The 16,406-nt window shown below is 61.4% G+C and carries 13 protein-coding genes and 1 tRNA gene; 13 read left to right on the top strand and 1 reads right to left on the bottom strand.

Annotated features, from left to right (window positions below; translation table 11 throughout):
* The 4 genes from RR842_RS06675 to RR842_RS06660 form a co-directional block, all read left to right on the top strand.
* Positions 1–534: OST-HTH/LOTUS domain-containing protein (locus tag RR842_RS06675; protein WP_332729299.1), on the top strand; the 534-nt coding region annotated here is incomplete at its 5' end.
* A gap of 105 nt (positions 535–639) precedes the next feature.
* Positions 640–1,215: a DUF4230 domain-containing protein gene (locus tag RR842_RS06670; protein WP_332513048.1), complete on the top strand. Its 576-nt coding sequence runs from the start codon at positions 640–642 to the stop codon at positions 1,213–1,215.
* A 92-nt stretch (positions 1,216–1,307) separates the two neighbouring features.
* Positions 1,308–1,392 (top strand) — tRNA-Leu (locus RR842_RS06665).
* A gap of 184 nt (positions 1,393–1,576) precedes the next feature.
* The gene (locus tag RR842_RS06660; RefSeq protein ID WP_332518272.1) at positions 1,577–2,914 is read left to right on the top strand and encodes a (Fe-S)-binding protein; all 1,338 of its coding nucleotides are present in this window, start codon (positions 1,577–1,579) and stop codon (positions 2,912–2,914) included.
* A gap of 46 nt (positions 2,915–2,960) precedes the next feature.
* Here RR842_RS06660 and RR842_RS06655 read toward each other — a convergent pair whose 3' ends face one another.
* Positions 2,961–3,323 carry a hypothetical protein gene (locus tag RR842_RS06655; RefSeq protein WP_332513052.1) on the bottom strand — a complete coding sequence of 121 codons (363 nt, stop codon included), beginning with the start codon at positions 3,321–3,323 and terminating at the stop codon, positions 2,961–2,963.
* A 421-nt stretch (positions 3,324–3,744) separates the two neighbouring features.
* On the opposite strand from RR842_RS06655, the gene tig reads away from it, so the two are divergent.
* The 9 genes from tig to panF all read left to right on the top strand — a co-directional run bounded on the left by tig (position 3,745) and on the right by panF (position 16,170).
* Complete coding sequence (tig, locus tag RR842_RS06650) at positions 3,745–5,259, top strand: trigger factor (protein WP_332722549.1); 1,515 nt, start codon at positions 3,745–3,747, stop codon at positions 5,257–5,259.
* 166 nt (positions 5,260–5,425) lie between these two features.
* Positions 5,426–6,061, top strand: coding sequence for an ATP-dependent Clp endopeptidase proteolytic subunit ClpP (clpP, locus tag RR842_RS06645; RefSeq protein WP_332513055.1), 636 nt, complete (start codon positions 5,426–5,428; stop codon positions 6,059–6,061).
* 5 nt (positions 6,062–6,066) lie between these two features.
* A complete protein-coding gene (gene clpX, locus RR842_RS06640; protein WP_332513056.1) occupies positions 6,067–7,452 on the top strand; it encodes an ATP-dependent Clp protease ATP-binding subunit ClpX in 1,386 nt (461 codons plus the stop codon).
* A 107-nt stretch (positions 7,453–7,559) separates the two neighbouring features.
* Positions 7,560–10,244: a valine--tRNA ligase gene (locus RR842_RS06635; RefSeq protein WP_332565349.1), complete on the top strand. Its 2,685-nt coding sequence runs from the start codon at positions 7,560–7,562 to the stop codon at positions 10,242–10,244.
* A gap of 2 nt (positions 10,245–10,246) precedes the next feature.
* On the top strand, positions 10,247–11,146 hold the full coding sequence (locus tag RR842_RS06630; RefSeq protein ID WP_332513059.1) for a GGDEF domain-containing protein: 900 nt from the start codon (positions 10,247–10,249) through the stop codon (positions 11,144–11,146).
* Positions 11,147–11,508: 362 nt separating this feature from the next.
* Positions 11,509–12,060, top strand: a complete 552-nt coding sequence (locus tag RR842_RS06625; RefSeq protein WP_332518744.1) for a zinc ribbon domain-containing protein — start codon at positions 11,509–11,511, stop codon at positions 12,058–12,060.
* Positions 12,061–12,250: 190 nt separating this feature from the next.
* Positions 12,251–14,164: a threonine--tRNA ligase gene (thrS, locus tag RR842_RS06620; RefSeq protein WP_332513062.1), complete on the top strand. Its 1,914-nt coding sequence runs from the start codon at positions 12,251–12,253 to the stop codon at positions 14,162–14,164.
* Between the two features lie 166 nt (positions 14,165–14,330).
* Positions 14,331–14,657, top strand: a complete 327-nt coding sequence (locus RR842_RS06615) for a YhdT family protein (RefSeq protein ID WP_332513063.1) — start codon at positions 14,331–14,333, stop codon at positions 14,655–14,657.
* Positions 14,650–16,170, top strand: coding sequence for a sodium/pantothenate symporter (gene panF / locus RR842_RS06610; protein ID WP_332518787.1), 1,521 nt, complete (start codon positions 14,650–14,652; stop codon positions 16,168–16,170). Before RR842_RS06615 ends, panF begins: the two co-directional genes overlap by 8 nt.
* The last annotated feature ends 236 nt before the right edge of the window (positions 16,171–16,406 follow it).

Here is a 16,406-nt window from a genome sequence, read left to right as displayed (position 1 = left end):
CAGGCAACGGTTGAGCAGGTGTCGATCGCGTCGCAGCAGCCCAAGCAACCGATCGGGCAGCCGCAGCCTACGTCGCAGGAACAGCCGCAGCCTACGTCGCAGGAACAGCCGCAGAAGCAATCTTCTGACATTACCGCTCAGGCGAAAAAGGCTCCTGCGAAGCGCAAGCCGCGTAGCGCGAAACCTGTTGCTTCCAAGGGTCAGCCTGTTGTCGCACCTAAGGATGAGTCGGCCCCTGCTCCCGAGGCGAAGCCTGTCTCGGGAGCTCAGCCTGCTCCGGCGGCGAAACATGCTCCGGCGGCGAAGCGCGCCGGTACGGCAGCCGACCCCCAGGCGTTCATTCGTCAGGCTGCGAAGGATGCCGGGCCGGAAGGTGCCGAGCTTGCGGCGCTGGGCAAGCGCGTCCGCGCGAAGTTCCGTACGTTCAAGCTGCGCGATCTGGGGTATTCCCAGTTCCGTCCCTACGTTGCCGATCTCGAGGGCGTCACGGTGCAGGAACGGGACGGCCGGTTCTACGCCTGCGCGGGGAAGTAGCCTCATACCTTCTTACGATCTTCAACCCTTCGTTGATGAGCCACGGACGCCTTGCGTCCGTGGTAAGCTATCAGCCACTTTGTGCTTATCGAGAGGAGCCGCATCATGAAGAAGATACTTTTAGTCGTCGTCGCGGTGGCGCTCGTTGCCGTGGGCGTGGTGGGTACGCTTGCGTTCCAGCGAGCTTTCGAGCCCAGCGTTCGGGTGACCACGACGTCCATCCAAGAGCAGCTGACGAATTCCAGCGAACTGGCTACGGCTAAGCTGGAATATCGCGGACTGGTGCGCTACGAGGACGGCGACATCGACTTTATCAACAAGAAGGGTTTCACGCTGGTCTACGATGCCGAGGTGCGTGCAGGTGTGGATCTCTCGCAGGCCTCCGTTGAGGTGAGCGGCAACCGCATTACCGTGCACCTGCCGCAGGCCCAGATGCTGGGCCTCGAGATCGACCCGAACTCCCTGGAATTCTACGATTCAACATTTGCGCTGTTCAATTGGGAGAACAAACAAGATACGGCCGAGGCCTTGAAAGTGGCCCAGCAGGATGCAGAAGGCCGCGTGAACCAGACGGGCATGATCGAGCAGGCCAGTGCCCAGGCGCACGCGCTGGTGGAGAACCTGCTGCACCCGTTCACGGTTGGCGATAACGCCTACACGATCACGATCGTGGATGCGTAGGGTGTCAACGGGGTTTTAACGCCGATCTTCCTTGACCCCGGTTCTTTCTGCTATTATATGCGCTGCGCATTTCGTATGCGCAGCGCACGCGTGCGGGCGTGGCGGAATTGGCAGACGCGCCAGATTTAGGTTCTGGTACCGAAAGGTGTGAAGGTTCAAGTCCTTTCGCCCGCACCACTGATGCCTGTTCACCTTTAGGTGGGCAGGCATCAGTGGTTCTGGGCATGAGAACTTTTGGGTTATAGGCCAAAAGGGCCTATAACCCGGATTTTTAACCAACCAACGGGCGCAGGCCGGGTTTCCCGCATCATTTTGCAGGTATGCCCTCCTCGTCGGGGAGTATTTGCGCTACACTGAACCTATGGATACGAGGGCATTCGAACAACAGCGGCCCCAGAAGCTTTCCGGGGAGGAGCTTGCGCAGATCGCGCAGCTTGGCTCTCCTGCGCTCGACATGATCGCCGCTTGGGCTAACAAGCACCTTACCTGCTCGCACTGCAAACGCTGTACCTTGCGCTGTGAAGTCCTCAAGGAACCCGCGCTCGACATGGGCCTGGTTGAAGAGGGCTATCTGGCTATCGCTTCGCTTCCCTTGGACGAGCAGGTCGAGGCCACGCTCCGCGTCGCGCAGGAGCGTCCCGAACTCTACCATGCGCTGCGTCGATGCTGTTTCTGCGGCTTTTGCACGGCAACCTGTCAAACCCATATGCTGGCTCCCGAGCGCATGCGCGAATGGCGCCAGCTGTTCATGCGAGCCGGCCTCATGCCACCGGAGGATTCCCGCCTGGTGATGGTGGACGACCAGTGGCATATATTCAGTGCTTACCGCGCTATCTACGGCATCGCCTATCCGGAATTCGTCTCGTTGGCATCCGCTGCCGAGTACGGTCCCGGTTGGGTAGACACGCTGTTCTTTCCTGGCTGCTCGCTCGTGAGCTATGCTCCCGATTTGACGCGCAAGGTGGGGCAGTGGCTGACCGACAACGGCATTGCCTGGGCTCTCTCCGATGACTGCTGCGGCAGCCCGCTGATGAGCGCCGGCCTGTTCGACCAGGCCGAAGCGCTGCGCAAGCGCATCCTCGACCAGATACGGGCCGCTGGCATCACGCGGGTGGTTACGGTGTGCCCGGGGTGCGGCGAGGAGTTCGCCGAGCTCATGGGCGCGGAAGTGGACATCGTCCCTTTGCCGGAGCTGCTGTTGGAGAAGAGCCGTACAGCCGAGGCCGAGGGTAGGCCCTCGGGATTCACGCCGCTTCCGGCTGCCAGCGTCACGTTCTTCGATTCCTGTCACGACCGCTTCGACAGCCGCCATGGCGCGTCTATCCGCGAGCTTGTGCGCCGCAACCTTCCCGAAGCGACCTTCTTGGAGATGGATCACCGCCGCAAGGGGACGTTGTGCTGCGGTGCGGGCGGTGCGGTGGCTGCCTACGATGGCGAGGTGACGGAGCGCCGGGTGTGGCGCATTATTGACGAGGCGCGTGACACCGGTGCCGAAACGCTTGTGACCACGTGCCCCACCTGCACCTACACAGTGGCGCAGGCATGTCTCGGCGCAGGGCCCGACCGCGGTATCGGCAACCGGCATTATCTGGAGTTGTTGTTCGGGGAGGAAATCGCTTGGCCGGTGGTCTTCGACCAGCTAGGCTCTATGTGGACCGGCGACTACGGTCCTTGGCTTACGAGCACGTTCTTCTCGTAGTCGTCTTCGTTGCTTCGAGCAGAAGCGAGTGGCGAAGCGCAGGGCGCTAGGCGAAAAACCTTCCCAGCAAGAAGCCTATGATGATGCACAGGGCAGCAAACAGGGCCGAGAGCGCTATCAGGCGTGCGTCCCGCTTCTCGCGGCGTTTGCGCTCTACCTGCTCGCGGCGCTTTTCCAGGAAATAGGAGTAGCCGTCCGAGGTGATGACCACGATGGCGCCACGCTTGCCCTCGGCCCGGGCGGCCAGGGCGCCCTGCTCGATGAGCTCGGCTTGCAACTCGTCGTCGGGTCGGTAGGGGAAGGCACAGCGGTACACCAGATCGCCTTCAACGCTGCAGGTGGATCGCTCGTAATCGATGAGGCGTTGGAGTTCGCGTTCCTGTGGTATGTTTAAAGTGAGAGTGGACACCGCGCTGCCTTTCAGGGGTTTTTGCGTTCCTGTTCCATGATACCGGTTCAGGGGGCTTATCGATGTGGAGAATCAAGGAAGTTGCAGGTCTGTTATATGTGGCCGGCGGGTGGCTTTGCCTACTGTTGGATGCATGCATTGCAGCTGGATTGCGCGGTGGGTCGAAGGGGTGTTTCGGATGGCTGTGCTCGCTGCCTAGCCGAAGGTCGATGCGACGGCCTGCGGCGGGCTGCTCGCGTTCTTTCATCGGTTCTTCGTGAACCTGCTTCCTCAACTGATGCATATATGCGATAATTCCGTTTCGGTGTGCTCAGAGTGTCTGCCGGCGGCGGAGATGCGACCCGCCGGAGGGCCGAGAAGCCCCAAGGGGGAAAGCTTGGCCTGAGCGTGCCATTGCGCAAGCCGCAAGGCGACAAAAGACATGATGGAGGATAGTTACGTGGAAACAAAAGTTGAGGCATTGAAGGACAACCGCGTCAAGGTAACTGTGACCGTGGATGCCAAGGATATCGACGTCCGCATCAAGAAGACCTACAAGGACTTCGCACACAAGTACAATTTCCCCGGGTTCCGTGCCGGTAAGGCCCCGCGCCCGATCATCGACAACGCGCTGGGTGCCGAGGCGGTCGTCGCCACGGTGACCGACGACGTGGTGAACGAAACCTATCCTCGTGCCATCGACGGCGCCAACGTGTACCCCATCGGCAAGCCTACATTCGGCGATGACATGGGCCTGGTCGAGGGCGGCAAGTCCTTCGTGTACACCCTCGAGGTGGACGTGAAGCCGGAGTTGGAGCTTTCCAGCTACGAGCCGGTCGCCATCGAAATGCCGGTTGACGGCGCCACTGATGCCGAGATCGACGAGCAGATCGAGGGCCTGCGCGAGCATTACTTCGACTATGAGGACGCTGCGGCGGCCACGAAGATCAAAGAAGACAGCTACATGGATATGTCCATGAAGGCTACCGACGACAGCGGCGAGGAGATCGCCGCCATGACCGCCGACTCGCGCCTGTACGGCATGGGCACGGGCCTGTTCCCGGCAACGTTTGATGCCGAGCTCATGGGTATGAAGAAGGGCCAGACAAAGTCGTTTGCCATCGACGTTCCGGCCGAGCCTACCATCATGACGCAGCCGCTCATGGGCAAGACCGCCAAGATCAACTTCGACGTCGAGGTCAAGGCCGTGAAGAACAAGGTACTGCCCGAGGTTACCGAGGAGTGGGTGAAGGACACGATGGGCTTCGAAGGTGTCGAGGACCTGCGCACGCGCGTGGCCGACTCCATCAAGGAGCAAAAGGCCGAGGTGCTGCCCCGCATCAAGGAGAACCAGTGCCTAGCCGTGCTGGCCGACCGCCTAGAGGGCGACGTTCCCGAGTCGCTGTGCGAGGAGGCCGAGACCAACCTGCTGCAGGACTTCTTCCAGCAGCTGCAGCGCCAGGGTGCCAGCTTCGACGCCTATTTGGCTCAGCAGGGTATCACGCCCGACCAATTCAAGGACGACGTGAAGGCCCAGGCCAAGGACATGACCCGTCAGGATATGGCTCTCGATGCATGGGCCCGTCACTTCAAGATGGACGTGAGCGATCAGGACGTGGTCGACGAGTTCGAGAAGAGCGGCGCTCCCGAGCCCAAGAAGCTGCAGGAAGAGTGGACGAAGAACGGCCAGCTGCACATGGTGCGCAACGGCATTGCCCGCACGAATGCAGCCAAGGATGTTATGGATACGGCGGTCGTCACCGAGCTCAAGCCCGGCGAGGCCGTGAAGAAGGAAGAGAAGAAGCCTGCCAAGAAGGCGGCGGCTAAGAAGGCAACCAAGAAGGACGAGACCGCGGAGGACGCCGCCGAGAAGAAGCCGGCGAAAAAGCCCGCTGCGAAGAAAGCAGCCAAGAAGGACGAGGCTGTCGAGGCCGACAAGGCTGCGGACGCCGAATAAGCGACTGCGTGTGACAGACGGGCGCGTCCTTCGGGACGTGCCCGTTATCTGTTAATAAGTAACGAAACGGTAGCCCGACCTTGCGCGGCATTGAAATGTACCTCACTATGTGGCATATGAAGACAGGAACGGCCCGCCGGGCCGCAAGAGACAAGCGAGGCATACTATGAGCTACGATACCAAAGCAGCATTGATCCCTTATGTCATAGAGCAGTCGCCCCGTGGCGAGCGCAGCTACGACATCTATTCCCGCCTGTTGAACGACCGTATCATCTTCTTGGGTGAGCAGATCGACGACAACGTGGCGAACTCTGTGGTGGCGCAGCTGCTGCACCTGGAGAGTTCCGACCCCGAAAAGGATATCTCCCTCTACATCAACTCGCCGGGCGGTTCTGTTACGGCGGGTCTGGCCATCATGGACACTATGGACTTCATCAAGCCCGACGTTTCCACCATCTGCATGGGCACGTGCGCGTCGATGGCGGCCGTGCTTCTTTCCGCTGGTGCCAAGGGTAAGCGCCTGAGCTTGCCGAACTCCATGGTGCTGATTCACCAGCCTTCCGGTGGGGCGCAAGGCCAGCAGACCGAGATCGCCATTGTGGCGGACTTCATGCTGAAGACGCGCAAGCGCCTGAACCAGATCCTGGCAAACAACACGGGCCAGACGCTCGAGGCCATCCAGGCCGACACCGAGCGTGACAACTACATGACGGCAGAAGAGGCGCTGGCTTACGGTCTGATCGACCGCATCACCACGACGCGCGCTGCTGCCACCAGCACCGAAGAGAAGAAGAGCGAATAACTAATATGTCGAACGAGAGACGCGAGGAATTCGGCGGGCGGGACGACATCGAGTGCGCCTTCTGCGGAAAGCATCCGCACGAGGTGACCGCCATGATCTCGGGTCCGAACGGCATCTACATCTGCGACGAGTGCATTTCCGTGTGCGCCGATGCCATGATGCGCGATCTGGGCCTGTCCGTCCCGCCCGAGGTTCTGTCGTCGGTGGAGGCCGACGGCGAGCCGGCCGGCCGTCATGCCAAGCACGCCGGCACTGCCGGTGCGGGCAACACGCAGGGAGGCGAGCCGACTCCTGAGGACGTGTTGGCCGACCTGCCTACGCCCCATGAGCTTTACGGTGAGCTCTCCGAGCACGTGGTCGGGCAAGAGGCCGCAAAGCGGGCGCTGTCGGTGGCCGTGTACAACCACTACAAGCGCATCAGCCTCGGCGCTGATGCGGTGGACGGCGATGTGGAGCTAGCCAAAAGCAACATCATGCTGCTGGGGCCCACCGGCTCCGGCAAGACGCTGCTGGCGCAGACGCTGGCACGTACGCTGAAGGTGCCCTTCGCCATTGCCGATGCCACGACGCTTACCGAAGCGGGTTACGTGGGCGAAGACGTGGAGAACATCCTGCTGAAGCTGATGACGGCTGCGGACTTCGATATTCCACGCGCCGAGATCGGCATCGTCTACATCGACGAGATCGACAAGGTGGCCCGCAAGGCCGAGAACCTGTCCATCACGCGTGACGTGTCGGGCGAGGGCGTGCAGCAGGCGTTGTTGAAGATCGTCGAGGGCACGGAGGCGAGCGTTCCGCCACAGGGCGGGCGCAAGCACCCCCAGCAGGAGCTCATCCATATCGACACCACGAACATCCTGTTCATTTTGGGCGGCGCGTTCGTGGGACTTGCCGATATCGTTGCCGTGCGCGTGGGTAAGAAGGGCTTGGGCTTCAACGTCGATTTGCCCGAAAGCAAGAAGCATGCCGAAGCCGAGCTTTTGGCCCAGGTGCTGCCCGAGGACTTGAACAAGTACGGCATGATTCCCGAGTTCGTGGGCCGCATTCCCGTGGTCACGTCCTTAAAGGAGCTGTCGGAGGAAGACCTCGTGCGCATCCTTACCGAGCCGAAGAACGCCCTGGTGAAACAGTATACGAAGATGTTCGATTTCGAGGATGCGACGCTCACGTTCGAGCCGGAGGCGCTCATCGCTATCGCGCATGAAGCGGTGGAGCACGGAACGGGCGCTCGCGGCCTGCGTTCCATCTGCGAGCGCGTGCTGATGGATGTGATGTACGATCTGCCCGAGCACAAGGAGCCGACGTGCGTGACCGTGTGCGCCACCGACATCACGGGCGAGACGAAGCCGGCCATCGAGTTGGTCGAGGAGAACATCGAGAAGAGCGCATAGGCGCTTTTCCGGCAGAGCCGGAAAACGAGAGAGCCACAAGAAGAAGAGGGCGGGCGACGACGTGCAGGTCGCGCCCGCTTTTCGGTATCGAGACGAGAGAGCAGGCCATGGCCGAGAACACGAACGAGAAAGACGGCGGCAAGAAGATCGATTACGACTTCGCAGCGCACGAGCGCCCGCTTTTCGATGCATGGAAAGACGCCGGCTACTTCCGGCGTGGCGAGGGGTTTGGCGAGAAGCAGGGCCAGCCCTACACCATCGTCATCCCGCCGCCGAACATCACGGGCGTGCTGCATATGGGCCATGCCCTGAACGACACCATCCAGGACACCTGCATCCGCCGCGCGCGTATGCAGGGGCGCCCTGCCCGCTGGATTCTGGGTACCGACCATGCCGGCATTTCCACGCAGACCAAGGTGGACAAGCGCCTGGCCGAGCAGGGTATCAGCCGCCTGGAGATCGGCCGGGAGGCGTTCATTGAGGCATGCTACGACTGGTACAAGGAATACGGCACCACCATTGTGAACCAGATCAAGGGCATGGGCTGCACCTGCGACTACGACGACGAGCATTTCACGCTTGAGCCGGCCTACGTGAAGGCCGTGCGCAAGCTGTTCGTGGACTGGTACCACGACGACCTCATCTACAAGGGCAAGCGCATCGTGAACTGGTGCCCGCACTGCACGACGTCCATCTCCGACGACGAGGCCGAGTACGTGGACGAGGCAGGGCACCTGTGGTACCTGCGCTACCCGCTCGTAGAGCCCGAGGGCGGCCTCGAGTACCTGGTGGTGGCTACGACGCGGCCCGAGACCATGCTCGGCGACACGGGCGTTGCCGTGAACCCCAAAGACGAGCGCTTCGCCCATCTGGTGGGCAAGAAGGTGCGCCTGCCGCTGGTGGACCGCGAGATACCCATCTTCTCCGACTGGCATGTGGACCGCGAGTTCGGCACCGGTTGCGTGAAGACCACGCCTGCCCACGACCCGAACGACTGGGCCATGGGGGAGCGCAACGGACTTGAGCGCATCAACATTTTCGACGAGACGGCGCATGTGGTGGAAGGCTTCGGCGCGTTCTCGGGCATGGATCGCGACGAGGCGCGCGTGGCCGTGGTGGCCGCGTTCGAGGAGCTGGGCCTGCTCGACCACGTGGAAGACCACGACCACTCCGTCATGACGTGCTACCGCTGCCACACCAAGCTGGAGCCCTGGGAGTCCGAGCAGTGGTTCGTGGCCGTGGACGGCCTCAAGCGGGATGCCGCGCGCGTGGTGGAGGACGGTTCCATCCAGTTCCATCCCGAGCGCTGGCGACAGGTGTACCTGGACTGGTTGGGCAACCTGAAGGACTGGTGCATCTCGCGCCAGCTGTGGTGGGGCCACCGCATCCCCCTGTTCTATTGCGACGAGTGCGGCTGGGAAGACGCCTCGGTGGAGGATGTCGAGGTGTGCCCGACGTGCGGCGCGCACGTGCGCCAGGATGACGACGTGCTGGACACGTGGTTCTCGTCGCAGTTGTGGCCGTTCGCCACGATGGGCTGGACCGATGAGGGCATGGACGCGCCCGAGATGCGCGACGCGTATCCCACGCAGGTACTCTCCACCGCCCGCGACATCATGGGGCTGTGGGTGGCGCGCATGGTGATGGCTTCCATGTACTGCACGGACACCATCCCGTTCGAGCACGTGATCATCCACCCCACGGTCATGGCGGCCGATGGCAAGCCTATGTCCAAGAGCCGCGGCAACGGCGTGGATCCGTTGCGCCTCATGGAGGACTACGGTGCCGACGGTATGCGCTTCGGCCTGCTCATGCAGGTGACGGGGGCTCAGGACCTCAAGTTCAACGAGGCGAAGCTGGAGAGTAGTCGCAACTTCGCGAACAAGATCCGCAACGCTGCGCGTTTCGTGCAGATGAACCTGGACGACTACGAGCCCGGCGTGCCGGAGCTGGCGACTCCTGCCGACCGCTGGATATTCTCGCGCTTGGCGGGGCTGGTGGCGCGTCTTGACGCGGCCATCGATTCGTTCGAGTTCGGCGAGGCCACGCGCGAGCTGTACTCGTTTTTCTGGAACGAGTTCTGCGACTGGTACATCGAGTTCTCGAAGGCGCGCCTGGCGGGCGACGCGGCCGACCGCCGCGCGTGCCAGCGCAACCTCGTGTTCGTGCTCGATCAGGCGCTGCGCCTGCTGCATCCCATCATGCCGTTCATCACCGAGGAGATATACCAGGAGCTGCCCATCGACCGCAGCGGCGCCCCGTACCTCATCGGCGCGGCATGGCCCGATGCGGGCGAACTTGCCCGCTACGTAGACGCTGATGCCGAGCGCGGCATCCAGATGGTCATCGAATGCGTGTCGGCCATTCGCTCGACGCGCGCCCGCTACGGCATCTCGCCGAAGACCGGTCTTGCCGTGACGGTGAAGGCAGGGGGGGCCGACGTGGCCCTGCTCGAGCAGCAGCGCAGCCTCATCGAGGGCATGGGCAACACCTCCGATCTGGTCGTAGCGTCCGATGTCCAGAAGCAGCCCGAGTCCAGCGTCTCCTTGGCACCGGGCCTCGAGGTGTACATCGTGCTCTCGGGCTTGGTGGACTTTGATGCCGAGCGCGTCCGCTTGCAGAAGGAGCGCGAGAAGCTGGCTGTGGATGCCGGCAAGCTGGACAAGAAGCTCTCCAACCCGGGCTTCTTGGCGAAAGCCTCTCCGGAGATCGTAGAGAAGGACCGCGCCAAGCACGCCGAGCTCTCCGACAAACTGGTTCGCGTGGAAGCGCAGCTGGCGGAGTTGGGGTAGCCGTGTTCCCGTACGCCGACATTCATCCTAAGGTGGCCAGTACTGCATTAGAGTTATTGCAGTTCGACTCTTACCGGCTGGTTGATCCGCGTGATCACCGAGTGTTTGCGTACGGTCGCGACGTCGAGGAGCTTCGTCAAGAAGATGAGCCGTGCTATCGGATATGGAAACGCAGCGAGCCGTGCCTTAACTGCACATCGCGTTCCTGCCTGGCGCAGCAGGCACCGCTGTTCAAGATCGAGTACCTTGACGGTCGCGTGTTGCTCGTCTATAGCCTGCCGTCGGAAGTGGAGGGTAGGATCTTTGCGCTAGAGCTTGTTATGGATGTGACAAAAAGCCTGCTTGTGTCCGATATTGCGATACATGACAACATTGAGATTACCCATATGATCACAAAGTTCAACGAGCTTGCGGTGTGTGACGGGTTCACGAAGCTGTTCAATAAGACTTATATTAACAATACGCTTGAAGGCTATGTCCAGGCGGTGAAGCGTGATCCAGCGGCTGATTGCGCCACGGTGGCTCTTCTGGACATTGACGGCTTCAAGTTTATTAACGACACGTATGGACATGTGTCCGGCGACGATGCTTTGCTGTATTTCGCAAACAAGTTGCGTCACCTTGCCCGAGAGCTCGATGCGTGGGCTGGTCGATTCGGTGGGGACGAATTTGTTTTGTGCTCCTCTCGTATGCTCGACGAAAAAGACATTGAGCGTCTTTTTGAAGAAATCGATAGCATCGAGCGACACGTGTTCGAAGCCGAGACGGGTTCGTATTCGCTCGCGGCTAGCTGCGGCGTGTGCTTTGTCCGTCTTGACGATACGGTGCACTCCCTACTCAATCGCGTAGACGATGCCATGTACCAGGCGAAATTGCTCGATCGTCGCTTGGTAGTGCGGTAAGAAGGTAGCGCCTTGGGCTGCCTTGCGGCGGTATAAGGCTATCTGTTCCGAGGCGGCGTTGTGGCTGCGGGCTTTTCGGTATGCGCCGCGGTGCCAACGAAAGAAGGCGAAAGAGCATAGGGTGACGCATCTCGGATATTTATGTTGCGTCGCTAAGGTTGTCCCGGGTGCAGGCCATCCTTCTTGCTCCTTTTGTCAACCTTCTGCTGCGGCTTTTGCCAAGACCTGCGGTTTTGCGTGTTTTTCTGCTGCGGGCCTGCATCTTTGTTATAATACCTTCCCGTATCGGTGCTTTTGGATCGATACGGCGTGTCGGTCGCTTGTATGGCGGCTGGCTATGGGAAGAAGAAAACGAGGTTGACATGACTGAACTGCTGTCCCAGCTGTGGACGCCCGAGTTGCAGGCCGCGTTCACCGTGGTTGTGGTGCTGCTCGTCATCTTGTACGTGCTGTCTATCGTTTGGGTGGTCCGTGACGCATACCTGCGCGGATCGTATTGGTACGTGTGGGCCATCGTAGCGCTCATCCCGCTGCTGGGCGTTATCGCGTACTGCTTGCTGCGCCCGCCGCTGCTGCAGATCGATCGCGACGAGCAGGAGTTGGAGATCGCGCTCAAGCAGCGAGAGCTCATGAAATTCGGCGAATGCGCGAACTGCGGTTATCCGGTGGAATCGGATTTTGTGCTGTGTCCGAATTGCCATCAGCGTTTGAAGAACCTCTGCGTCACCTGCAACCATGCGCTCGATCCTTCGTGGACCGTGTGTCCTTATTGCGCTACGCCCGTGGGAGGTGCTCCTGCCCGTCGCGGCGCGCCACGTGGGCGAACGCAGCAGCCGCAGCAGGCGGCTCCTCAACAGCAAAGGCAGGCGCGTTCGGGCGCTGCTCAGCCAAACGGCGAGCATCCCGCGCAGTAGCATTGACGTTGTTGAAGCCGCCTCACTTGGGGCGGCTTTTGCTTGTGCCCGCTGCGGCTGTTTGGTGAAGCTGCGTGCGTGTGCCAGAGATCGTGGCATACTGAAAAAGACCGGACGCGGAAGTCGCGTTCGTTTCGAACCGATCGTGCAGGTGCTTTGTGCGCACCCGGCACAGGAAAGGATCAGCCCTATGAACATCGTATTACCCGACGGATCGTCCAAGGAACTCGCCGAGAGTGCAACCGTCGCTGACGTGGCGGCCTCCATTGGAGCGGGCTTGGCCAAAGCGGCTCTTGCTGGCGTGGTGGACGGAAACCCCGTCGATCTGAGTGCCCCTGTAGCGGATGGGGCGCAGGTGTCTATCATCACTGCCAAGAGCCCCGAGGCGCTCGAAATGCTGCGCCACTCGACGGCGCATGTTATGGCCGCCGCGCTTGTCGACCTCTATGGCGACGTGCAGTTCGGTGTGGGGCCTGCGGTAGAAGGGGGCTTCTACTACGACGTGAAACTCGATCGCAACCTTTCGCCTGACGACCTTGAGGCCGTCGAGGCCCGTATGGCCGAGATCGTGCGTGCTGCCGAGCCGTTCGAGCGCAACGTGGTCACGCGCGCGGAGGCCGAGGCCCTTTTCGCCGACCAGCCGTTCAAGCTGGAACTCATCGCCGACCTTCCTGAGGATGCCGTCATTACCACCTACCGCCTAGGCGAGTTCACCGATCTGTGCCGTGGGCCGCACCTGCCCGACGCCGGCAAAGTAGGCGCGTTCAAGTTGACGAAACTGGCGGGTGCCTACTGGAAGGGCGACAGCGAGCGCGAAATGCTGCAACGCATCTATGGCACCGCATTCTTCAAGAAGGCAGAACTTGAGGAGCATTTGTCGAACCTTGAGGAAGCCGAGAAGCGCGACCACCGCAAGCTGGGCCGCGAGCTGGGCATCTACACCATGGACCCGCTGGCGGGCGTGGGCCTGCCGCTCTACCTTCCCAAGGGCGCGCGCGTTATCCGCACCATGCAGGAGTGGTTGCGCCGCGACTTGTACGAGCGCGGCTACGAGGAGGTCATCACGCCGCACGTGTACAACGCCGACGTGTGGAAGATGAGCGGCCACTACGACTTCTACCACGAGAACATGTACTTCTTCAACATTAACGAGGGCGACGACGAGAACCCGCGTTTGACCGAGTACGCCGTGAAGCCCATGAACTGCCCGGGTCACGTCATGCTGTACAAAAGCGAGCTGCACTCCTACCGCGACTTGCCGCTGCGCTACTTCGAGTTCGGCACGGTGTATCGCCATGAGATGAGCGGCGTCGTGCACGGTCTGCTGCGCGCCCGCGGCTTCACCCAGGACGACGCCCACGTGTTCTGCACGCGCGACCAGGTGGTGGACGAAGTGGTGGCCATCCTCGATCTGGTGGACCACATCATGGGTTCCTTCGGCTTCGAGTATGAGGCTGAGATATCCACGCGCCCCGCGAAGAGCATCGGCTCCGACGACATGTGGGAGCACGCTACCAACGCCCTCAAAGAGGCGTGCGCGCGCCACGAGCTGGCCTACGAGATCAACGAGGGCGACGGCGCCTTCTACGGTCCGAAGATCGACATCAAGGTGAAAGACGCCATCGGACGCACCTGGCAGTGCTCCACAGTGCAGGTGGACTTCAACTTCCCCGAGCGCTTCGAGCTGGCTTACCGCACCGAGGACAACACCGAGGAGCGCCCCTGGATGCTCCACCGCGCCATCTTCGGCTCCATCGAGCGGTTCTTAGGCATCTTGATCGAGCACTACGCCGGCGCGCTGCCGCTGTGGTTGGCTCCTGTGCAGGTGGCCGTGCTGCCGCTGGCCGACCGCCATGCCGACGCGGCGCATGAGCTTGCCGCCAAGGTGAAGGCCGCGGGCGGACGCGTGGAAGTGTACGACCAGAACGAGCCCATGCGCGTAAAGATCGCCAAGGCGCAGAGCCAGAAGATCCCCTACATGGTGGTGCTGGGCGACAAGGAGATCGAGAACGGCACGGTAAGCGTGCGCGAGCGCCACGAAGGCGACCTGGGCGCGTGGGACGTGCAGAAGCTCCTCGACACGATCAAGGACGCGGCGCTGTAAGGCTGGCCTGGCTGCGTTTGCCGCTTCGGCGGTGCATATTTGCTGAAAAGCCCTCGCCAAGAGGGCTTTTCACTGTCATGGGAGGTGCGCGCGAGCGCTGTGGCGCGCATTTCGTCCGAGGCGCGAACCCGTATCGAGAAAGAGGACGATGGTGGCGAAGAGGGCTATGAAAACGTATCGCGACAAGATGTTGCAGGCGGACAGGGAAGCGAAGGCCACGCTTGTGGCTTTGGCGGCCATCGTCTTGGTGTGGTTGACATGCGGCATCGGGCTTGCGGGAAGCGACATCGAGGTGTTCCATACGCCCATCTGGATCATCGGAGGCACGGTGGGCACGTGGATTGCGGCCATCGTGGCGGCCATCGTGTTGGTGAAGTGCGTGTTCGCTGACATGGACCTGGATGACAAGCCAGCGGGCGCGCTTGATGGGGAAGCCGTCGGCGGAGAGGCTGCCGAGGATTTGGGCGCCGCCGAGGAGGCTTGCCGTGGATAATCTTGTCGCGCTTGTGCCCCTCGCGCTGTTTTTGCTGTTCACCTTGGGTGCTTGCCTGGTGGTGCGCCGCCGCTCGATGAAGGCTGAAGGCAACGGCTTCGTCAAGGAATACTTCATCGGAAACCGTGCGTTGGGTGGGTTCGTTTTGGCCATGACTACCATCGCCACGTACGGCTCGGTAAGCTCGTTTGTGGGCGGGCCGGGTCAGGCGTGGTCCATCGGCTTCGGCTGGGTGTACATGGCCGTGGTGCAGGTGACGGCCCTTATCCTTCTGTACGGCATCATGGGCAAGAAGATGGCACTTGTGTCGCGCAAGATCGATGCGGTGACGGTGGTTGATGTCATTCGGGCGCGCTACGGGTCGAACCTGCTGGCGAACTTGTCTGCGGTGATCATCGTCGTGTTCTTTGCGGCCACGATGGTGGCGCAGTTTGTAGGTGGCGCGAAGCTATTCGAAGCCGTGACGGGCTACTCGTATCTGATCGGCCTCGTGATGTTTGGTGTGGCGGTTATTCTGTTCACCACGTTCGGCGGCTTTCGCGGCGTGGCCTTCGCAGACACGCTGTGCGGCATCGCCATGCTGGTGGGCATCGTGGTACTGGCGGTGGGTATCTTGAACGCGGGCGGCGGCTATGAAGCCATCATGGGCACGATAGCCTCGAACCATCCGGCCATGCTCGAACCGTTTTCTGGCGGCAATATGCCCGCATCGCTTTACTTAACCCAATGGCTGCTCGTGGGCGTGTTCACGTTCGTGCTGCCGCAGTCGGTGGTACGTACGATGGGATACAAGAACACAAAGTCGCTGCATCGCGCCATGATACTCGGCACGGTCATCATCGGCGCCATGATGATAGGCGTGACGGTGCTGGGCGTGCTGGCGGCTGGCGTGCTCACCGACGATCTGGCGGCGTACGGCGGCAGCGTGGACAACATCATCCCGCTGGCTATCGTGCGGACGCTGCCGCCGGTGTTTGCGGGCGTGGCCATCATCGGCCCCATTGCGGCCTCCATCTCCACCGTGGCCTCGCTGCTCATCGCCTCGTCGTCGGCGGTGGTGAAGGACGTGTACCTGCATTACCGCGAAGCGGCAGGGAAGAAGCCGGCTGAGCGCAACGTCGCCATTTCCAGCCAGGCGGTTACGCTGGGCATCGGCGTCATCGTGTTTGTGCTGGCCATCGTGCCACCGGATGTTATCTGGAAGATAAACATGTTTGCCTTCGGCGGATTGCAGACCGCGTTTTTGTGGGTGATGGTCATGGGTCTTTTCTGGAAGCGCGCGAATAAAACCGGCGCGCTCCTTTCCATGGCAGGCGGCACGCTTGCCTACTGTGCGGCCATGGCGACGGGTTTCAAAGTGGCCGACTTGCACCAGATAGTCATCGGAGCCGTCGTTGCGCTCGCGCTTATGGTGGTAGGCTCGCTTGTGGGCAAGCCTACCGACAAAAGCGCTCTGGTGGTGTTCTTCCCCGAGAAAGAACCCGGTGTCGCTGACGAGCCCGACAAGGGCTAAGATGCGGGGCCCTGCTGTGCGGGAGCCGCAATCTGGATTCAGCTTGCTTATGGTAGTGGGGATTGCCGCGGGCGCATTCAGTGCATGGTCTATTTCTCGTTCGCATTCGCCGGAGGCCGACGGTATGTTCTTGGCGATCGGTCTCGGGGTCATCTTGTTCGGTGTGTTCATTGCTTGGGTGCTCCGTGTCGCCTTGCGAGAATCCAAGCGTGCGTAGACTGCCTACCCAAGCCAAA

Source organism: Gordonibacter sp., from assembly GCF_036667095.1.
Classification (GTDB): Bacteria; Actinomycetota; Coriobacteriia; order Coriobacteriales; family Eggerthellaceae; genus Gordonibacter.
This window is presented reverse-complemented; position numbering and strand designations above follow the sequence as displayed.

Coding starts and splice junctions, on each gene's coding strand:
- clpX (WP_332513056.1), top strand. CDS start 6,067: ATGTCGAACGAGAGACGCGAGGAATTCGGCGGGCGGGACGACATCGAG.
- RR842_RS06660 (WP_332518272.1), top strand. CDS start 1,577: ATGGATACGAGGGCATTCGAACAACAGCGGCCCCAGAAGCTTTCCGGG.
- thrS (WP_332513062.1), top strand. CDS start 12,251: ATGAACATCGTATTACCCGACGGATCGTCCAAGGAACTCGCCGAGAGT.
- RR842_RS06635 (WP_332565349.1), top strand. CDS start 7,560: ATGGCCGAGAACACGAACGAGAAAGACGGCGGCAAGAAGATCGATTAC.
- clpP (WP_332513055.1), top strand. CDS start 5,426: ATGAGCTACGATACCAAAGCAGCATTGATCCCTTATGTCATAGAGCAG.
- tig (WP_332722549.1), top strand. CDS start 3,745: ATGATGGAGGATAGTTACGTGGAAACAAAAGTTGAGGCATTGAAGGAC.
- RR842_RS06625 (WP_332518744.1), top strand. CDS start 11,509: ATGACTGAACTGCTGTCCCAGCTGTGGACGCCCGAGTTGCAGGCCGCG.
- RR842_RS06670 (WP_332513048.1), top strand. CDS start 640: ATGAAGAAGATACTTTTAGTCGTCGTCGCGGTGGCGCTCGTTGCCGTG.
- RR842_RS06615 (WP_332513063.1), top strand. CDS start 14,331: ATGAAAACGTATCGCGACAAGATGTTGCAGGCGGACAGGGAAGCGAAG.